Here is a 17641-nt window from a genome sequence, read left to right as displayed (position 1 = left end):
CGCGCTTCCGGGGAGGCCACGCTCAGACAGTACGGACCCCGCCGATCCGCGGCGAGGGCTGGACCGGTCGCCGCGCATCCAGTAGAGATCCGCCGTTCTCGGGGCTCAGTGCGAGCCGATCCGCTTCCGCAGCAGGTCGATCCGCGCCTGCAGCTGGGTCACGCTCGCCTGCGCGACCGCGGGCCCGCCGCAGAGCCGGCGCAGCTCGGTGTGCACCTGGCCGTGGGTCTCCCCCGTGTTGCGCGCCCAGAGCCCGACCAGCGAGTTCAGCAGGCTGCGCTGCTCCTTGAGCGTGCGGTAGAGCGGCGCGGGGATCTCGCTCTCCTTCGCCTCCACCGGAGCCTGCGCCCCGTGAGCGCCGGCGCGCCCGCCCGCGCGCTTCGCCTGCCGCTGCTGGCGGTGCTGCAGCAGCTCGCGCACCTGCTCCGGCTCGAGCAGACCGGGAAGGCCGATGAAGTCGAGCTCCTCCTCGCTCTCGACCTCCACCTCCATGCCGAACTCCGCGCCCTCGTACATCACGCGGTCGAAGGTGGCGGCCGAGCCGAGCGACTCGAAGCGGCCCTCCTCGAGCAGGTCGGAGGAGGCCTTGGCCTCGCGCTCCGCGTCGGCCATCAGGTCGGCCTCGGGGTACTCCTCGTCGTCCGAGACGCGGCGGTCGAGGGCGTGGTCGCGCTGCTGCTCCATCGAGCCCGCGAGCGCGAGCAGCCCCGGCACGTTGGGCAGGAAGATCGAGGCGGTCTCGCCGCGGCGCCGGGCACGGACGAAGCGCCCGATCGCCTGCGCGAAGAACAGCGGGGTCGAGGCGGAGGTGGCGTAGACGCCGACGGCCAGGCGCGGCACGTCCACGCCCTCCGACACCATCCGCACGGCGACCATCCACCGGCTGTCGCCCTTGGAGAACTCCTCGATCCGGTCGCTCGCCTCCTTCTCGTCGGAGAGGACGACGGTGACGGGCTGGCCGCTGATCTCGCGGAGCATCGCCGCGTAGGCGCGCGCCGCGTAGTGGTCGGTCGCGATGACGAGGCCGCCGGCGTCGGGGATCCCGCGGCGCACCTCGGTCAGCCGGGTGTTCGCCGCGCGCAGGACCGAGGGGATCCACTCCCCCTTGGGGTCGAGCGCCGTCCGCCAGGCCTGCGAGGTGATGTCCTTGGTGTTGCCCTCGCCGAGCCGCGCCTCCATCTCGTCGCCGGCCTTCGACTTCCAGCGCATCTGGCCGGCGTAGACCATGAAGAGCACCGGCCGGACGACGCCGTCGGCGAGCGCGCGGCCGTAGCCGTAGGCGTAGTCGGTCAGCGAGGTGCGGATGCCCTCCTGGTCGGGCAGGTAGCTGACGAACGGGATGGGCGCGGTGTCGGAGCGGAACGGGGTCCCGGTGAGCGAGAGCCGGCGGGCGGCCGGCTCGAAGGCCTCGCGGATCGCGTCGCCCCAGCTCAGCGCGTCGCCGCCGTGGTGCACCTCGTCGAGGATGACCAGCGAGCGGCCGGAGAGGGTCAGCTCGCGGTGCAGCTCGGGCCGCACGGCGACCTGCGCATAGGTGATGGCGACGCCGTGGTAGTGCTTGGCGTGCCGGCCCATCCGGTTGGTGAAGGTGGGGTCGAGCCGGATGCCGACGCGGTGCGCCGCCTCGGCCCACTGGCGCTTGAGGTGCTCTGTCGGGGCGACGACGGTGATGCGGTCGACGGTGCGGTTGTGCAGCAGCTCGGCGGCCAGGCGGAGGGCGAACGTCGTCTTGCCGGCGCCGGGCGTCGCGGCCGCGAGGAAGTCCCGCGGCTCGTGCTGGAAGTAGGCCTCGAGGGCCTCCGCCTGCCAGGCCCGCAGCTTGTTCGCGGTGCCCCACGGCGCCCTGCCGGGGAACGACGGGGACAGGTGCTCCGCGGCGGAGGTGCCGACCTGATGACCGAAGTTCGAGGGACTGTTCACGTGGACCGAGGCTAGCCGACACCTCCGACGCCGGGCGCCGGTCCGCGCACCCGCGGGGCAGGGCCCGGCGTGTCGGGATCGTCCGGGCGACGGACCCCCTCCGCCCGCTCGGAGCGCAGAATGGAGGGATGGTCGAGCAGCGTCATCCGTGGTCCCGCTACGTCGCCCTGGGCGACTCCTTCACCGAGGGGATCGGCGATCCCGAGCCCTCCAGCCCCGGCGGTCACCGCGGCTGGGCCGACCGCGTCGCGGAGGTGCTCGGCAGTCAGAACGACGACTTCGCCTACGCGAACCTGGCCGTGCGCGGGCGGCTGCTGCAGCAGATCGTCGACGAGCAGATCGAGCCCGCTCTCGCGCTGCGCCCGGACCTGATCACCATCTCCGCGGGCGGCAACGACGTCATCCGTCCCGGCACCGACCCGGACGACATCGCCCGCCGCTTCGAGGAGGGACTGGCGCGGCTGCGCTCCGACGGCGCGACGGTGGTGCTCTTCACCGGCGTCGACGTCAGCTTCTCCCCCGTCTTCGCGCGGATCCGCGGCAAGGTGGCCATCTTCAACGAGAACCTCCGCGCGCTCGCCGAGCGCTACGACTGCATCGTCGCCGACCAGTGGTCGCTGCAGGAGATCCAGGACGTGCGGATGTGGGCGCCGGACCGCCTGCACCTCAACCCGCACGGCCACCACGAGGTGGCGCGGATGGTGCTGAAGGCCCTCAACGTCGAGAACACCCTCCGCCCGTTCGCTCCGGAGCCGGCGCCGACGCCGACCTGGCGGGCCGCCCGCCGCGAGGACGCGAAGTGGGCCCGCGAGTACCTCGTCCCGTGGGTGCTGCGCCGGGTGCGCCACCAGTCCTCCGGCGACTTCATCACCGCCAAGCGGCCGGACGCCGGCCCCTACCTGCAGCGCCCGCCCGAGTCGATCCCCGGCACCCCCGTCCCCGGCAACGCGACCCCCGAGGAGGTCGCCGCCGACATCGCGACGGCCGGCGTCCGCATCGTCGTCGACGACACCGACTCGTAGGCGGCCCCTGCTGGTCGCGGAGCCGCGCAACGGCGCCGTTGCATGCTGGTCGCGGAGCCGCGCAGCGGCGCCGTTGCATGCTGGTCGAGTAGCCGCGCAGCGGCGTATCGAGACCCACCCTGCTGAGCAACGTGGATCTCGATACGCCCTCTGCGCGGGCTACTCGATCAGCAAGGAAGCGGCGTCGCGCGACCCGCCTAGCCGAAGAGCTCGCCCGGATTCGTCACGCGCCAGCCGAACCCCGGGTCCTCGATGGTCCCGTCCGCGACGAGCGGCACCGGGTACGCCTGCCCGTTGACGGCCACGTTCACGGTCCCGACCTCCTGCCCGTCCGCGACGACCTCCACCGGATCGAGGGACACGCTCGTGGTGACGGTCGTCGCACCCCAGACCAGGAGCGACTGCGCCTCGCTGCTCTCCGCCACCGCCGACTCGCCCCAGGCGCTGGTGTAGCTGCCGAAGTCCTGCCCCTCCTCGGTCAGCGTCACCGTCCGGAAGCCCGCCTCGACGGTCGGGATCAGCGTCAGGACGTCCGCCGCGAGCTGCGGATGCGTCCGAGCACCGACCACGACGCCGACGAGCGTCACCGGCCGTCCCTCGACCGTGGTGTCGAGCGAGAACAGCAGGCACGCGCCGGCCTCGTCGGTCGTGCCGGTCTTGATCCCGTCCACGCCGGCCTGCCCGAGGAGCTTGTTGGTGTTCTCCACCGTCCCCACGCCCGGGATCACCGCGGAGGGCATCGCCACGATCGGCGCGAGCACCGGATCCCCGATCAGCAGCTCGCCGAGCACCACCATCTCGAGCGTGGTGCTCACCGTCGCCGGCGACAGCCCGCTCGTGTCGGCGACCACCGTGCCGGTGAGCCCGCGCTCGTCCAGCCAGGTGCGGGCGGCGGCGAGGTAGCCCTCCTCCGAGCCGAAGGCCCAGACGGCGAGCGACTTCGCGTAGTTGTTGGCCGAGGGCAGCATCAGCACGGTCAGCGCCTCGCGCTCCGTGAGCTCCAGCCCGGCCGAGACCGGCGCGACCGAGCCGTTCTCGGCCACGGAGTCGTTGTAGTAGCCGACGTCCGTGCTCGTGAACGCGATCGTCTCGCCGTCCGTCCCCTCCGCGATCGGCTTCGCCGACAGCACCACCAGCGCCGTCACCACCTTCGCGATGCTGCCGATCGGCAGCTGCCCGGTCGAGCCGTAGGTGGAGAGCATCCCGCCGTCCGCCGGCCCCTGCACGCCCACCGCCGAGATCGCCCCGGCGCCGTAGGACGGCCACGCGACCGCGGGCGCGTCGATCACCGTGGGCGGCGTCTCCTGCACGACCGCCGTCGCGACGGGCAGCTCGGCTCCGGCCGCGTTCGCGGCGTACGCGCCGCTCGCGCTGACGAGCACCGCCGCGAGGACGACGCCGATCACGGCGAGCGGACGCGGGCGGCGCCGCCGGGGTGCCTCCGGCGCGGGCGCAGCCGTGACGCTGCCCACGACGTCGATCGGCGAGCGGTCGGGGCGCGTCGGAGAAGTCACCCGGTCATCGTAGGCGGACCCCCGCCGGACACCGCGGAGGCGGCGCGGGGCTGCCGCCCGCCGTTCCGCACCGCCTGTTCGGAGCAGACGGCTCCGCCCAGTCGACTCAGCGCCCCCGCGTCAGCGCCCACAGTGCGACGGCGCTCGCCGAGGCCACGTTCAGCGAGTCCACGCCGTGCAGCATCGGGATGGTCACCACGGTGTCGGCCGCGTCCAGTGCCGCCCGGCTCAGCCCGTCACCCTCGGCCCCCAGCACGATCGCCACGCGCTCGGGCCGGTCGGCCGCGTACTCGTCCAGCGGCACCGCGTCCGGCGCGAGTGCCAGCGCGGCGACCGAGAACCCCGCGGCGAGCAGCTCGGTCCGCGCCGGCCCCCACTCCGGGATCCGCGTCCACGGCACCTGCATCACCGTGCCCATGCTCACCCGCACGCTCCGCCGGTAGAGCGGGTCCGCGCAGCGCGGGCTCACCAGCACCGCATCGGCCCCCATCCCGGCAGCCGCGCGGAAGACGGCGCCGACGTTGGTGTGGTCGACGAGGTCCTCGAGGATGACGACGAGCCGCGCGTCCTCGAGCAGCGACGCCATCGACGGCAGCTCCGGACGCCGCATCGACGCGAGCGCCCCGCGGTGCAGATGGAACCCGGTCAGCTCCTCGATCATCGCGTCCGGCCCGACGAACACCGGCACGTCCGGGAAGCGCTCGAGCACCTCCGCCGCATCCGGCAGCCGCTTCTCCTGCACCAGCACCGACTTCGGCACGTGCCCGGCGTCGAGCGCGCGGACGATCACCTTCGACGACTCCGCGATGTAGAGGCCGCCCTCGGGCTCGAGCACCCGGCGCAGCGCCACGTCGGTCAGGCGGTGGTAGTCGGCCAGGAGCGGGTGGTCGAGGTCCTCGATGTGCACGATCGGCATCCCGGAACCCTAGGGCACGGCGCGGTCTAAACTGGCCGATGGAGTGCCCGCGTGCGCGGGTGTCCGAGGGAGGCGTGGATGGAGTCGGGTCCGACACCGATCGCCGACGGCAGCAGTGCCGATCAGGCCGACGAGCAGCAGGCCGATCTGCAGCGGGCCGACGAGCAGCGCTCCGCCGCCCTCGATCGCACCGTCGAGCTCCTGGCCGGCCGCCGCATCGCCGCCGTCACCGGCGCGGGCGTGAGCACCGACTCCGGCATCCCCGACTACCGCGGCGCGGGAGCCCCCGTCCGCAGCCCGATGACCTACTCCCAGTTCGTCGCGGACCCCGACTACCGCCGCCGCTACTGGGCCGGCAGCCAGCTCGGCTGGCGCCGCTTCACCGCCACGCTGCCCAACGACGGCCACCGCGCCCTCGCCCGGCTCGAGGAGCGCGGCCTGCTCACCGGCGTCGTCACCCAGAACGTCGACGGCCTGCACGTGCGCGCCGGCTCGCAGCGCGTCGTCGACCTGCACGGCTCCGCCGACCGGGTCCGCTGCATGACCTGCGGCCAGTACTTCGCCCGCGACGCGATCGCGGAGCGCATCGAGGCGCTCAACCCCTGGCTCGACGACCCCGACATCTCCTCGCTCAACCCCGACGGCGACGCCGAGGTGCACGACGTCTCGGCGATGACCGTCCCCGAGTGCACGGTCTGCGGCGGGATCCTCAAGCCCGACATCGTCTTCTTCGGCGAGTTCATCCCGACCGAGCGGTTCGAGGAGGCGCGCGCCATCGTCGCGGGCGCCGACGCGCTGCTCGTGGCGGGCTCGTCGCTCGTCGTCAACTCCGGCATCCGCTTCCTCGAGATCGCCCGGCGCGCGAAGATGCCGATCGTCATCGTCAACCGCGGCACCACCAAGGGCGACTCGCGGGCCGGCATCAAGATCGACGGCGGCACGAGCGAGGTCCTCCGCGCCCTCGCCGAGCGCCTCCCGTCGCGCTGACCCACCGCTCCCCCACCACCCGAGAGGCCCTCGTGACCCAGCTCACCCTCGTCCGGCACGGCCAGACCGACTGGAACGCCGCCCGCCGCATCCAGGGCGCGAGCGACATCCCGCTCAACGACACCGGCCGCTCGCAGGCCCGGGCCGCCGCCCGGCTGCTGCGCGAGCGCGACTGGGACGTCGTCGTCGCCAGCCCGCTCCAGCGCGCGCACGAGACCGGGGCGATCATCGCCCGCGGTCTCGGCCTGCCCGAGCCCGAGGTCGTCGAGGGCGTCGCCGAGCGCGCCTACGGCGAGGCGGAGGGCATGACCGGCGACGAGCTCCGCGAGCTCTTCCCCGGCGGCATCGAGGGCGCCCGCATCCCCGGCTGCGAGACCCGCGCCCAGGTCGTCGAGCGCGCCACGGCCGCGCTGCTCGAGATCGCCGAGCGCTTCCCGGAGCAGCGCGTGATCGTCGCGACGCACGGCGCCGTCATCGGCAGCCTGCTCCGCGCCCTCAGCGAGGACGAGCTGCCGGCCCAGGGCACGACCGTCGGCAACGGCTCGCGGCACGACTTCGCGATCGTCGACGGCGCCCTGCAGATCGTCGCGGTCGACGACTCCGGCGACGTGGTCGTCGTCGACGCCGACCTGCAGTCCGACCTGGACGACGTGCTCAGCCCGAGCGCACCCGCCTGACGCCCGGCCCGGGCGCCGCTCAGCGCCCGACGCTCGTCAGCAGCTCCAGCAGCACCCGCGCGGAGTCGCGCCACGAGTACGCCGCCGCCCGCTTCCGCGCCTTCGCCGACAGCTCCCGCCAGCGCTCCGCGTCCTCGAGCGAGCGCACGCCCTCGGCGATGCCCTTCGCGCTCGACGGATCCACGTAGACCGCCGCGTCGCCGCCGATCTCGCGGAAGATCGGGATGTCGCTGACGACGACCGGGGTGCCGAGCGCCATCGCCTCGACCAGCGGGATGCCGAAGCCCTCGTCCCGGCTCGCGGTCACCAGCGCCGTCGCGCGCGCGAGCGCCTCGCGGTAGGAGGCGTCGTCCGCCCCCTGGTGGAAGACCAGCTTCGCCGTCGGCGCGAGCGAGCGGAGGGTCTCCACCGTCTCGTCGCTCGCCCGGCTCATCAGGTGCAGCTCGTAGTCGGGCAGCAGCCGCATCGCCCGCGCCAGCGACTCCACGTTCTTGTAGGGCATGAACGAGCCCATGTAGACGAGCGAGCGCGCGTCCGAGCGGTCCGGCAGCGCCGCCGCGAGGGCTGCGCTCGCCTCGTCCGGCGCCGTCGCCGCGTTCGGCACCACGACGACCGGCCGGGTCGTCAGCCGGTGCGTGCGGAGCAGCCCGCGGGTCGTCTCGGACACCGTCACGATCGCGTCGGCGCGCTGCAGCAGGCGCCGCTGCGGCCACCACGCCAGGTGGTAGAGCCGCCAGAGCCCGCGCACCGGCAGCGGAAGGTCGCGCGGCGGTGTGCGGTGGCGGTAGTAGATCAGGTCGTGCACGGTCAGCACGAGCTTGTAGCGCCGGCCGAGCGAGCCCATCGTCTGCATCGGCGAGAACACCACGTCGGGCCGCAGCCGGTTCACCAGCAGCGCCACGAACGGCTCGAACGGCCCGGTCGGCGAGGTGACCTTCTCCCACGGCAGATCCGGCAGCATCGTCCGCTGCCGGCGGTCGCTGATCAGCATCGTCACGTCGTGCAGCTTCGCCAGCTCGGCCACGATCTCCGCGGTGTAGCGGCTGATGCCGTCGTGGCGCTCGAGCCGGGTGTACCGGCAGTCGACGACGATCCTCATCGGTCGATCCCCTCGTCCAGGGCCGCGCGGAGGACGGCGGCCGCCTCGTCCGGCGTCTCGTAGTGGATGAGGTGCCCGACCCCGTCGATCACGTGCAGGCGGGCGTGCGGCAGCGCCTCGAGCAGTCGGTACTGCGCGGAGAGCGGGGTGATGTCGTCCTGCGCCGCGGCGATCAGCAGCGTCGGCACCGCGATCCGCGCGGCGTACTGGCTGACGTCGTGCGAGACCGAGGCGCGGAACGCCTCCAGCACCGTGTCGCGCGAGGCGAAGGCGCTGAAGTAGCGGTCGTGCTGGTCGTGCACGAAGCGGCGCAGCGGCCCGTCCTTGGTCTTCACCATCGCGAGGCTCATCACCCGCACGATCAGCGGATCGCCGAGCAGGCGCAGCCCGAGCGGGCGCGGCAGCACCGCCCCGAGGCGGTAGTAGAGCACCGCGAGCCGGGTCAGCACCCCGCGCGGGCCGGCCAGGGCCGGCGCGGCGATCGGATTGACGAGCACGAGCAGCGGCGTCTCCAGCCCGCCCGCGACGGCCGCCGCGGAGACGATCGAGCCGAAGGAGTGCCCGAGCACGACCGCGCTCCCCCGCAGCCCGAGCGCGTCCAGGAACTCGCCGAGCCAGGCCGCATAGCCCTCGACGTCGTGCGCGTGCGCCGTCATCGGCGGCGACGCGCCGAAGCCGGGCAGGTCGGGCGCGATCACGCGGGCGTCCGCGCCGCCCGCGAGCAACCGCGCGATCACCGGCTCCAGCCCGTGGTGCTCGCCGCGGAATCCGTGCACCAGGACCAGCACGGTCCCGGCGTCGGGGTCGCCGTAGCTCCAGTAGGCGGTGGTGGCCCCGGCGACGTCGACGGCGCTCTCGCTGATGGCGAGTCGCCCGAGGTCGGCGGCGTAGGGGGAGGCTATGGTCATGACGGTCCCCATCGTAGGGAAAGCCCGTCGAACTTCCCGCCGCAACGCCTTGCGGGCCCTCGATCCGAGCCGCAAGCATGAAGGCGCGTTCGCACGCGACGCACCGCCCGTCCCCCGTCCTCCGCTCCGATCCCGGTGCGGCGCCGGTCATCCGCTCAGGCAGCAGCAGAAGGAGCACCGTGAGCTTCACGTCCCCGATCCAACTCCCCGGGCTCGCCCTCGATCCGCAGTGGTACCGCAGGGCCGTGTTCTACGAGGTCATGATCCGGTCGTACTACGACTCGAACGGAGACGGCGCCGGCGACATCAACGGCCTGGCGTCCAAGCTCGACTACCTGCAGTGGCTCGGCATCGATGCGCTCTGGCTGCCGCCCTTCTACATGTCGCCGCTGCGCGACGGCGGCTACGACGTCTCCGACTTCAAGGCGATCCTCCCCGAGTTCGGCACCATGGAGGACTTCCGCGAGCTGGTCCGCAAGGCCCACGAGCGCAACATGCGCATCGTGATGGACTTCCCGCTCAACCACACCAGCGACCAGCACGAGTGGTTCCAGCAGTCGCGCTCCGACCCCGAGGGTCCCTACGGCGACTTCTACGTCTGGAACGACACCGACGACAAGTACCCGGACATCCGGATCATCTTCGTCGACACCGAGGACTCGAACTGGGCCTTCGACGCCGAGCGCCGCCAGTTCTACTTCCACCGCTTCTTCTCGCACCAGCCCGACCTCAACTTCGAGAACCCGGCCGTGCACGAGGCCATCCACGACGTCGTCAAGTTCTGGCTCGACCTCGGTGTCGACGGCATCCGGCTCGACGCGATCCCCTACCTCTACGAGTCCGACGAGGGCAACGGCGAGGGCGAGCCGCCCACGCACGACTTCATCAAGAACCTGCGGACGATGGTCGACCGCGACTACCCCGGCCGCATCCTGATCGCCGAGGCGAACCAGTGGCCGCGCGAGGTCGCGGCGTTCTTCGGCACCGAGGAGGAGCCGGAGTGCCACATGGCCTTCGACTTCCCGGTCATGCCGCGCATCTTCTACTCCCTCCGCGCGCAGACCGCGAACGAGCTGAAGAAGGTGCTCTCCGAGACCTTCGACATCCCCTCCGGCGCGGCCTGGGGCGTCTTCCTCCGCAACCACGACGAGCTCACCCTCGAGATGGTCTCGGAGGAGTACCGCCAGGCGATGTACGGCTGGTACGCCTACGACCCGCGGATGCGCTCCAACATCGGCATCCGCCGCCGGCTGGCGCCGCTGCTCGACAACTCGCGCGCCGAGCTCGAGCTGATCAACGCCCTGCTCTTCTCGCTCGCCGGCAGCCCGTTCCTCTACTACGGGGACGAGATCGGCATGGGCGACAACATCTGGCTGAACGACCGCGACGCCTCGCGCACCCCGATGCAGTGGACCCCGGACCGCAACGCCGGCTTCTCGGCCGCCGACCCGGGCAAGCTCGTCCAGCCGATCGTGCAGTCGCTCGTCTACCACTACAACCAGGTCAACGTGGAGGCGCAGCTCGCCCAGTCGCGCTCGCTGCTGCACTGGATGCGGAACGTCCTGCACGTGCGCCGCGGCCACCCCGCCTTCGGCCTCGGCTCGATGCGCGTCCTCGAGACCGACCACGAGTCGGTGCTCGCCTTCGTCCGCGACTACGCCGGCTCCGGTACCGCGATGGGCGACCAGCCGGAGGAGGTGCTCTGCGTCTTCAGCTTCAACCACAACCCGGTCTCGGTGACGATCACCGACCCCGAGAACCCCGGCTCGACGCTGACCGATCTCTTCGGCGGCGGCCGCTTCCCCGGCTTCTCCGAGGACGGCTCGCTGACGATGACGCTCGGCACCCAGGGCTTCTTCTGGCTGCACGTCGCGAAGGCCGGCCAGGCCCGCGAGGGTCTCACCCGCTGATCCGGCCTTCGCCCGCCCGACCGCGCAGCACGCCGCGGGGCCTCCCGACGATGTCGGAGGCCCCGCCTAGGCTGTCGGCGTGAGCACCACCGAGACGAACCAGGCACCGACGCTCTTCGACGAGACCCTCCTCGACGAAGCCGGGTCCACCGGCGGGTCCGTAGGTGCGTCGGAGAGGTCGGAAGGCTCCGACGGCGCCCGCTGGTACGACCGTCTCGCCGTCTTCGACCTCGAGACCACCGGCATCGACGTCCGCACCAGCCGCATCGTCACCGCGCACGTCGGCGTGATCGACGCCGACGGCACCCCGGTCGAGGGCACGACCTGGCTCGCCGATCCCGGCGTCGAGATCCCGGCCGGCGCCAGCGCCGTGCACGGCATCAGCACCGAGCACGCCCGCGAGCACGGCCGCCCCGCTGGCGAGGTCGTCGCCGAGGTGTCGGAAGCGCTCCGCTCGCTCCTGGCCCGCGGCATCCCCGTCGTCATCTACAACGCCCCCTACGACCTCTCGCTGCTCGCCTTCGAGGCGCGCCGCTGGGGCGTCCCGGTGCTGATCGACCCGAGTCCCGTCATCGACCCGCTCGTCATCGACAAGGCGGTCGACCGCTACCGCAAGGGCAAGCGCACACTGGTCCAAGCCGCGCTGCACTACGGCGTCCCGCTGACCGAGGCGCACGACGCCGGCGCCGACGCGATCGCCGCGGGCCGCGTCGCCCAGGCCCTCGGCCGCGCCTTCACCGAGGAGCTCGGCGGCGGTGCCGACGCGCTGCACGCCCTGCAGATCGACTGGTGCCGCACCCAGGCCGAGTCGTTCCAGGAGTACATGCGCCGCGTCCGCGACGAGAGCTTCGTCGCCGACGGCGCCTGGCCCGTCCGGCACTGAGCGTCCGGTAGCGACCTCTCGGCACTGATGTCGCGGCTCAGGTGAGCGTGCGACCCTCCGCGAGCAGCGCCACGTACTGCGCAATCCGCCGCTCCCGCGTCTCCGGCCGCTTCAGCTGCGACAGCCGGAAGAGGAACGCGAAGCGCTTCTGCCCGCCGACCGTCGCGAAGAAGGCGGCGGCCGCCGGATCCGCGGCCAGTGCCGCCGTGAAGTCGTCCGGCACCACCGCGTCGCGCTGCCGGTAGGCGGCCTCCCAGCGCCCGTCCGCCCGCGCCCGCTCCACCTCGGCGAGTCCGGCCGGCAGCATCCGGCCCTCCTCGAGCAGCCGCGCCACGTGGTCGCGGTTCACCTTCGACCAGGGGCTCGCCCGGCGCCGCGGTGTGAACGCCTGCAGCTTGAACTGCTCGTCGAACGCGCCCGCCTGCCCGTCGATCCAGCCGTGGCAGAGCGCGACGTCGAGCGCCTCCGCGTAGGTGATGCCCGGGTCGACGGCCGCCTTCTTCCGCAGCTTCAACCGCACACCGCCCGGGTCCGGCTCACCGCGGAGGTAGGCGTCCCACTCCTCGGGCGTCGTGAGCGGCAGGATCGGCTTGTCGGCGAAGGACACCATCCCCGGACGCTACCGCCTCTCGGCCCGCCGCGTCACGGGCCCGGAACCGGTGATGCCGTCACGAGGACATCCGGCGGCCCCCGCGCGCAACCGCTCGACCGCTGCCCCGCGCTGCGCTGGGATCGGAGGACAGCGGGACCACCCGGGTCCCCGGCGAGGAGCAGTCATGCCCACCATCCGCACGGTCACCGTCCTCGGCAGCGGAGTCCTCGGCTCCCAGATCGCGTTCCAGGCCGCCTTCCACGGCTTCGCCGTCACCAGCTACGACGTCACCGACGAGGTGCTCGACGCCGCGCGCGAGCGCTTCCGCGGGCTCGCCGGCGTCTACGAGTCGGCGCAGGTCTCCGGAGGGATGCCCGGCGGCGCCGCCGCGGCCCTCGAGTCGCTGCGCCTCACCTCCGACCTCGCCGAGGCCGTCGCCGACGCCGACCTCGTGATCGAGGCCGTCCCCGAGGACCTCGCGCTCAAGCAGGAGCTCTACGGCCGCCTCGGCGCGCTCGCCCCCGAGCGGACGATCTTCGCGACCAACTCCTCGACGCTGCTCCCCAGCGATCTGAAGGAGTCGACCGGCCGCCCCGACCGCTTCCTCGCCCTGCACTACGCCAACCACGTCTGGGTGCAGAACACCGCCGAGATCATGGGCACGGCCGACACCGCCCCGGCCGTCGTCGACGCCGTCGTCGCCTTCGCCGTCGAGAGCGGACTCGAGCCGATCCGCCTGCAGAAGGAGAAGGCCGGCTACCTGCTCAACTCGCTGCTGGTGCCGCTCCTGAACGCCGCGAGCGGCCTCCTGATGGGCGGCTACGCCGACCCCGAGACCATCGACAAGACCTGGCGGATCGGCACCGGTGCCCCGCTCGGCCCCTTCCAGATCTTCGACGTCATCGGCCTCAACACCGCCTACCACGTCGCCGTCGCCGCCCCCGACGAGGCCTCGCAGGCCTTCGCCGCCCACCTCAAGACCGAGTACCTCGACCAGGGCAGGCTCGGCACCGCCACCGGCGAGGGCTTCTACCGCTACTGATCCGCGCGGCGACCGATCTGCGGGCGCGGTCGATCTCGATACTCCCGCTTCGCGGGCTACTCGATCAGCAGGGAAAGGCGGGCCGCGCAAGCGAGACGAGCGCGCTGCACATGCTGGTCGAGTAGCCGCGCAGCGGCGTATCGAGACCCGCCGTCGTCAGCAGGCCGGGACTGCAGACTCGACTTCTGACGACAGCGGATCTCGAGACGCCCGTTCCGCGGGCTACTCGATCAGCAGGGGGGGAACGACGAAGGGCCCCCGACCGCGAGGTCGAGGGCCCTTCGGAGGCGGGAGACCGGAGCCTACTTGCCGAAGTTCTTGTAGCGCGAGTTGAACTTCTCGACGCGGCCGGCCGAGTCCATGATGCGCTGCTTGCCCGTGTAGAACGGGTGCGAGGCGGACGAGATCTCGACGTCGATGACGGGGTACGTGACGCCGTCGAGCTCGATCGTCTTGCTGCTGGTCGCCGTCGAGCGGGTGAGGAAGGTCTCACCGGAGGCGAGGTCGCGGAACACGATGGCCTCGTACTTGGGGTGGATGTCGGTCTGCATGATCGTGTCCTGTCGCTTGTGGTCCTGAACCGCGCCTGTCGTCGACGGGTGCGGGTGGATGAGTGGCGGGCGCACCGCGAACGGGCCCGAACCAGCTACCGAGAATAGCAGACCGCCGCCGCCACGGGGAGGTGCGGCACGCGGTCGCGCGAGCCCGCGCTCAGCGGGCGCGGGCCGAGTAGCGCCCGTTCTCGTGCGTCAGCGCGATGTCGAGCCCGAAGGCGTCCGCGAGGGTCGCCTCGGTGAGCGCCTCGGCCAGCGGGCCGGCGGCGACGACGGCGCCGTCGCGCAGCAGCAGCGCGTGCGTGAACCCGGCCGGGATCTCCTCGACGTGGTGGGTCACCATCACGATCGCGGGCGAGGCCGGGTCCTGCGCGAAGCCGCCGAGCAGCTGCACGAGCTCCTCGCGGGCGCCGAGGTCGAGGCTGCCGGCCGGCTCGTCGAGCAGCAGCAGCTCGGGGTCGGTCATGATCGCGCGGGCGATCTGGACGCGCTTCTGCTCACCGTCGGAGAGCGTGCCGAAGGTGCGGTCGGCGAGGTGGTCGAGCTTCCACTCCACCAGGACGCGGCGCGCGCGGCGCTCGTCGATCTCGTCGTAGCCCTCGTTCCAGCGGCCGGTCACCGCGTAGGCGGCGGTCATCACGACGTCGAGCACCGTCTCGCCCGCGGGCAGGCGGCGCGCCATCGCGGTCGAGGCGTAGCCGATCCGGGGGCGCAGCTCGAAGACGTCGACGCGGCCGAGCGTCTCCTCGAGCAGGTGCGCCGAGCCGGTCGACGGATAGTTCTGCGCCGCGGCGATCTGCAGGATCGAGGTCTTCCCGGCTCCGTTGGAGCCGAGGATCACCCAGCGCTCCTCCTCGGACACGGTCCAGTCGACGTGGTCGAGGATCCGCTTGCCGTTCCGGACGAAGGACACATCGACGAACGAGACAACGCTGGGCATGCGGACCAGTCTAAAGGGAGCGGGCGGCGGGCTCAGACGAGCGAGTCGTAGATCGCACGGGTGTCCCGGGCGATCTGCGTCCAGCTGAAGTCGCTCTGCGCCCGGAGGCGGCCGGCCTCGCCCATCCGCTTCGCGGCGGCCGGATCGGCGACGACCTCGGCCATCGCGGCCGCGAGATCCGCGATGTAGCGCTCCGGATCCACCGGCGTGCCGGTGCCGTCCGTCACCTGCTCGATCGGCACCAGGCGCCCGGTGACGCCGTCGACGACGACCTCCGGGATGCCGCCGGTCGCGGTCCCGACGACCGCGGCGCCGCACGCCATCGCCTCGAGGTTCACGATGCCCAGCGGCTCGTAGATCGACGGGCAGACGAACGTGGTCGCGGCGGTCAGCACCGCGGAGAGCTGGTGGCGCGGCAGGTGGCGGTCGATCCAGACGACGCCGGTGCGCTCCTGCTGGAGCCCCCGCACCAGCGCGGTGACCTCGGCCATGATCTCGGGGGTGTCCGGGGCGCCGGCGCAGAGCACGAGCTGCACCTCCGGCGGCAGCATCGCGGCAGCGCGCAGCAGATAGGGCAGCCCCTTCTGCCGGGTGATCCGGCCCACGAAGACGACGGACGGACGCGACGGGTCGATGCCCAGCTCGGCGAGGACCGCCTCGTCCTCCACCGGGTGCCACGCGTCGAGGTCGATGCCGTTGTAGACCACGTGCACCTTCGCCGGGTCCAGGGCGGGGTACGAGCGGAGGATGTCGTTCCGCATCCCGCCGGAGACCGCGATCACCGCATCGGCGCTCTCGTACGCCTCGCGCTCGATCCAGCTCGAGACGCGGTAGCCGCCGCCGAGCTGCTCGGCCTTCCACGGGCGCAGCGGCTCGAGGCTGTGCGCCGAGACGACGTGCGGGATGCCGTGCAGCAGCTGCGCGAGGCGCCCGGCCGCGTTGGCGTACCAGGTGTGCGAGTGCACGAGATCGGCTCCGGCCGCGTCCTGGGCGATCTGGAGATCGACGCCCAGGGTCTGCAGCGCGCCGTTGGCCTGCGCCAGCTCGGCCGGCACCGGGTACGCGAACGCCCCCTCCTCGTCCCTCGGCGCGCCGAAGCAGCGCACCACGACCTCGATGTCGTGGCGGAGGGCCTTGGTGAGCTCGGCCACGTGCACGCCGGCTCCCCCGTACACCTCGGGCGGATATTCCTTGGTCAGCAGATCGACTCGCACACCCCGAACCGTAGTACAGCGCGATCCCCCGGCGACAGACGCATCCGCGCGGGTTCGCGGACCATCGCCAACCCCTACTGTGGAGCCATGCAGTCAAAGAAGATTTTCGGCATCGTCCTCGCGGGTGGCGAAGGCAAGCGGCTCATGCCCCTCACGGCGGACCGGGCCAAGCCCGCGGTGCCGTTCGGCGGGCAGTACCGTCTGATCGACTTCGCGCTGTCCAACCTCATCAACTCGGGTCTGACCCAGATCGTGGTGCTGACGCAGTACAAGTCGCACTCGCTCGACCGCCACGTCTCGCAGACCTGGACGCTCTCGGGGCTGCTCAACTCGTACGTCGCGTCCGTCCCGGCGCAGCAGCGGCTCGGCAAGCGCTGGTTCAGCGGCTCGGCCGACGCGATCCTGCAGAGCCTCAACCTGATCCGCGACGAGAAGCCCGACATCGTCGTCGTGGTCGGCGCGGACCACGTCTACCGCATGGACTTCTCGCAGATGATCGAGGCGCACATCAAGTCGGGAGCCAAGGCGACCGTCGCGGCGATCCGCCAGCCGATCGAGCTCGCCGACCAGTTCGGCGTCATCCAGCTCGCGGGCGACGAGGCCGGCGACGGCGTCGTCCCGACCAAGATCGCCGAGTTCCTCGAGAAGCCCAAGGACGCGGTCGGCCTCGCCGACTCCCCGCACGAGGTCCTCGCCTCGATGGGCAACTACGTCTTCGACGCCGACGCGCTGATCGACGCGGTCATCCGCGACGGCGAGCTCTCCACCTCCGACCACGACATGGGCGGCGACATCATCCCCGACTTCGTCGCGCGCGGCGAGGCGGGGGTCTACGACCTCAAGCTCAACGAGGTCCCCGGCTCCACCGATCGCGACCGCTACTACTGGCGCGACGTGGGGACGATCGACTCGTTCTTCGAGGCGCACCAGGACCTCATCTCGGCGCTGCCCGTCTTCAACCTCTACAACCAGCAGTGGCCGATCTTCTCGTCGCAGCTCAACTCGCCGCCCGCGAAGATCGTGCGCGACGGCAAGGGCAACCTCGGCACCACCGTCGACTCGGTGGTCTCGCTCGGCACGGTCATCTCCGGAGCCCACATCGAGCGCAGCGTCGTCGGGCCCTGGGCGATCATCGAGTCGAACGCCACGGTCTCCGACTCGGTCGTCTTCGACAAGGTCCGGATCGGCCCGGACGCCGTGGTCGCCCGCGCTATCCTCGACAAGGACGTCGTCGTCGAGCCCGGCGCCCGTGTCGGCGTGGACCACGACCACGACCGCGAGCGCGGGTTCACCGTCACCGAGTCGGGCATCACCGTCGTCGGCAAGGGCGTCGTCGTCCGCCCGTAGCACCCCCGCGGGTCGAGAGCACTGCGCTTCCGCGCGCCGGCCCCGCCGGCGCGGGGCGGCGCGGGCGGTGGGGCGCTCGCCGCCCAGCGTGATGCCGAGCACGACGAGGACGATGG

The 17641-nt window shown here is 72.2% G+C and carries 16 protein-coding genes; 7 read left to right on the top strand and 9 right to left on the bottom strand.

Going from position 1 to position 17641, the window contains the following annotated elements:
• Positions 1-105: 105 nt before the first annotated feature.
• A complete protein-coding gene (locus tag MT350_RS16135; protein WP_243599998.1) occupies positions 106-1920 on the bottom strand; it encodes a DEAD/DEAH box helicase in 1815 nt (604 codons plus the stop codon).
• 128 nt (positions 1921-2048) lie between these two features.
• On the opposite strand from MT350_RS16135, the gene MT350_RS16130 reads away from it, so the two are divergent.
• Positions 2049-2942: an SGNH/GDSL hydrolase family protein gene (locus MT350_RS16130; protein WP_123735767.1), complete on the top strand. Its 894-nt coding sequence runs from the start codon at positions 2049-2051 to the stop codon at positions 2940-2942.
• 197 nt (positions 2943-3139) lie between these two features.
• On the opposite strand, the gene MT350_RS16125 is transcribed toward MT350_RS16130, so the two are convergent.
• Together MT350_RS16125 and MT350_RS16120 are read right to left on the bottom strand one after the other, a co-directional pair.
• Positions 3140-4456: a D-alanyl-D-alanine carboxypeptidase family protein gene (locus MT350_RS16125; protein ID WP_243599997.1), complete on the bottom strand. Its 1317-nt coding sequence runs from the start codon at positions 4454-4456 to the stop codon at positions 3140-3142.
• 106 nt (positions 4457-4562) lie between these two features.
• Positions 4563-5372 (bottom strand): RNA methyltransferase, encoded by an 810-nt coding sequence (locus MT350_RS16120; protein ID WP_243599996.1) that lies wholly within the window; start codon positions 5370-5372, stop codon positions 4563-4565.
• Positions 5373-5450: 78 nt separating this feature from the next.
• Between MT350_RS16120 and MT350_RS16115 the strand changes: the two genes are divergently transcribed.
• Positions 5451-6359, top strand: coding sequence for a Sir2 family NAD-dependent protein deacetylase (locus MT350_RS16115; RefSeq protein WP_243599995.1), 909 nt, complete (start codon positions 5451-5453; stop codon positions 6357-6359).
• Between the two features lie 32 nt (positions 6360-6391).
• Positions 6392-7036, top strand: coding sequence for a histidine phosphatase family protein (locus MT350_RS16110; RefSeq protein ID WP_164874486.1), 645 nt, complete (start codon positions 6392-6394; stop codon positions 7034-7036).
• Positions 7037-7055: 19 nt separating this feature from the next.
• On the opposite strand, the gene MT350_RS16105 is transcribed toward MT350_RS16110, so the two are convergent.
• A complete protein-coding gene (locus MT350_RS16105; protein ID WP_243616265.1) occupies positions 7056-8135 on the bottom strand; it encodes a glycosyltransferase family 1 protein in 1080 nt (359 codons plus the stop codon).
• On the bottom strand, positions 8132-9043 hold the full coding sequence (locus MT350_RS16100) for an alpha/beta fold hydrolase (RefSeq protein WP_243599993.1): 912 nt from the start codon (positions 9041-9043) through the stop codon (positions 8132-8134). The genes MT350_RS16105 and MT350_RS16100 overlap by 4 nt, the downstream gene beginning before the upstream one ends.
• 179 nt (positions 9044-9222) lie before the next feature.
• On the opposite strand from MT350_RS16100, the gene treS reads away from it, so the two are divergent.
• Together treS and MT350_RS16090 are read left to right on the top strand one after the other, a co-directional pair.
• Complete coding sequence (treS, locus tag MT350_RS16095; RefSeq protein ID WP_243599992.1) at positions 9223-10953, top strand: maltose alpha-D-glucosyltransferase; 1731 nt, start codon at positions 9223-9225, stop codon at positions 10951-10953.
• Between the two features lie 79 nt (positions 10954-11032).
• Positions 11033-11836: a 3'-5' exonuclease gene (locus tag MT350_RS16090; RefSeq protein WP_308197389.1), complete on the top strand. Its 804-nt coding sequence runs from the start codon at positions 11033-11035 to the stop codon at positions 11834-11836.
• A gap of 37 nt (positions 11837-11873) precedes the next feature.
• Here the strand turns inward: MT350_RS16090 and MT350_RS16085 are convergent, their stop codons facing one another.
• The gene (locus MT350_RS16085) at positions 11874-12446 is read right to left on the bottom strand and encodes a YdeI family protein (protein ID WP_243599991.1); all 573 of its coding nucleotides are present in this window, start codon (positions 12444-12446) and stop codon (positions 11874-11876) included.
• Positions 12447-12612: 166 nt separating this feature from the next.
• Between MT350_RS16085 and MT350_RS16080 the strand changes: the two genes are divergently transcribed.
• Positions 12613-13470 (top strand): 3-hydroxyacyl-CoA dehydrogenase, encoded by an 858-nt coding sequence (locus MT350_RS16080; RefSeq protein WP_243599990.1) that lies wholly within the window; start codon positions 12613-12615, stop codon positions 13468-13470.
• Positions 13471-13772: 302 nt separating this feature from the next.
• Here the strand turns inward: MT350_RS16080 and MT350_RS16075 are convergent, their stop codons facing one another.
• The 3 genes from MT350_RS16075 to glgA all read right to left on the bottom strand — a co-directional run bounded on the left by MT350_RS16075 (position 13773) and on the right by glgA (position 16178).
• The gene (locus MT350_RS16075) at positions 13773-14021 is read right to left on the bottom strand and encodes a type B 50S ribosomal protein L31 (protein ID WP_123446296.1); all 249 of its coding nucleotides are present in this window, start codon (positions 14019-14021) and stop codon (positions 13773-13775) included.
• 160 nt (positions 14022-14181) lie between these two features.
• A complete protein-coding gene (locus MT350_RS16070) occupies positions 14182-14964 on the bottom strand; it encodes an ABC transporter ATP-binding protein (RefSeq protein WP_123446295.1) in 783 nt (260 codons plus the stop codon).
• 32 nt (positions 14965-14996) lie between these two features.
• A complete protein-coding gene (gene glgA, locus MT350_RS16065) occupies positions 14997-16178 on the bottom strand; it encodes a glycogen synthase (RefSeq protein ID WP_243599989.1) in 1182 nt (393 codons plus the stop codon).
• 87 nt (positions 16179-16265) lie between these two features.
• On the opposite strand from glgA, the gene MT350_RS16060 reads away from it, so the two are divergent.
• Positions 16266-17525: a glucose-1-phosphate adenylyltransferase gene (locus tag MT350_RS16060; RefSeq protein ID WP_243599988.1), complete on the top strand. Its 1260-nt coding sequence runs from the start codon at positions 16266-16268 to the stop codon at positions 17523-17525.
• Positions 17526-17641 lie beyond the last annotated feature (116 nt).

The sequence above is a fragment of the Rathayibacter sp. VKM Ac-2928 genome (assembly GCF_022815545.1).
GTDB classification, from domain to species: Bacteria; Actinomycetota; Actinomycetes; order Actinomycetales; family Microbacteriaceae; genus Rathayibacter; species Rathayibacter festucae.
Note: the sequence above shows the minus strand (reverse complement) of the source record. Positions and strands in the feature narration are given on the sequence as shown.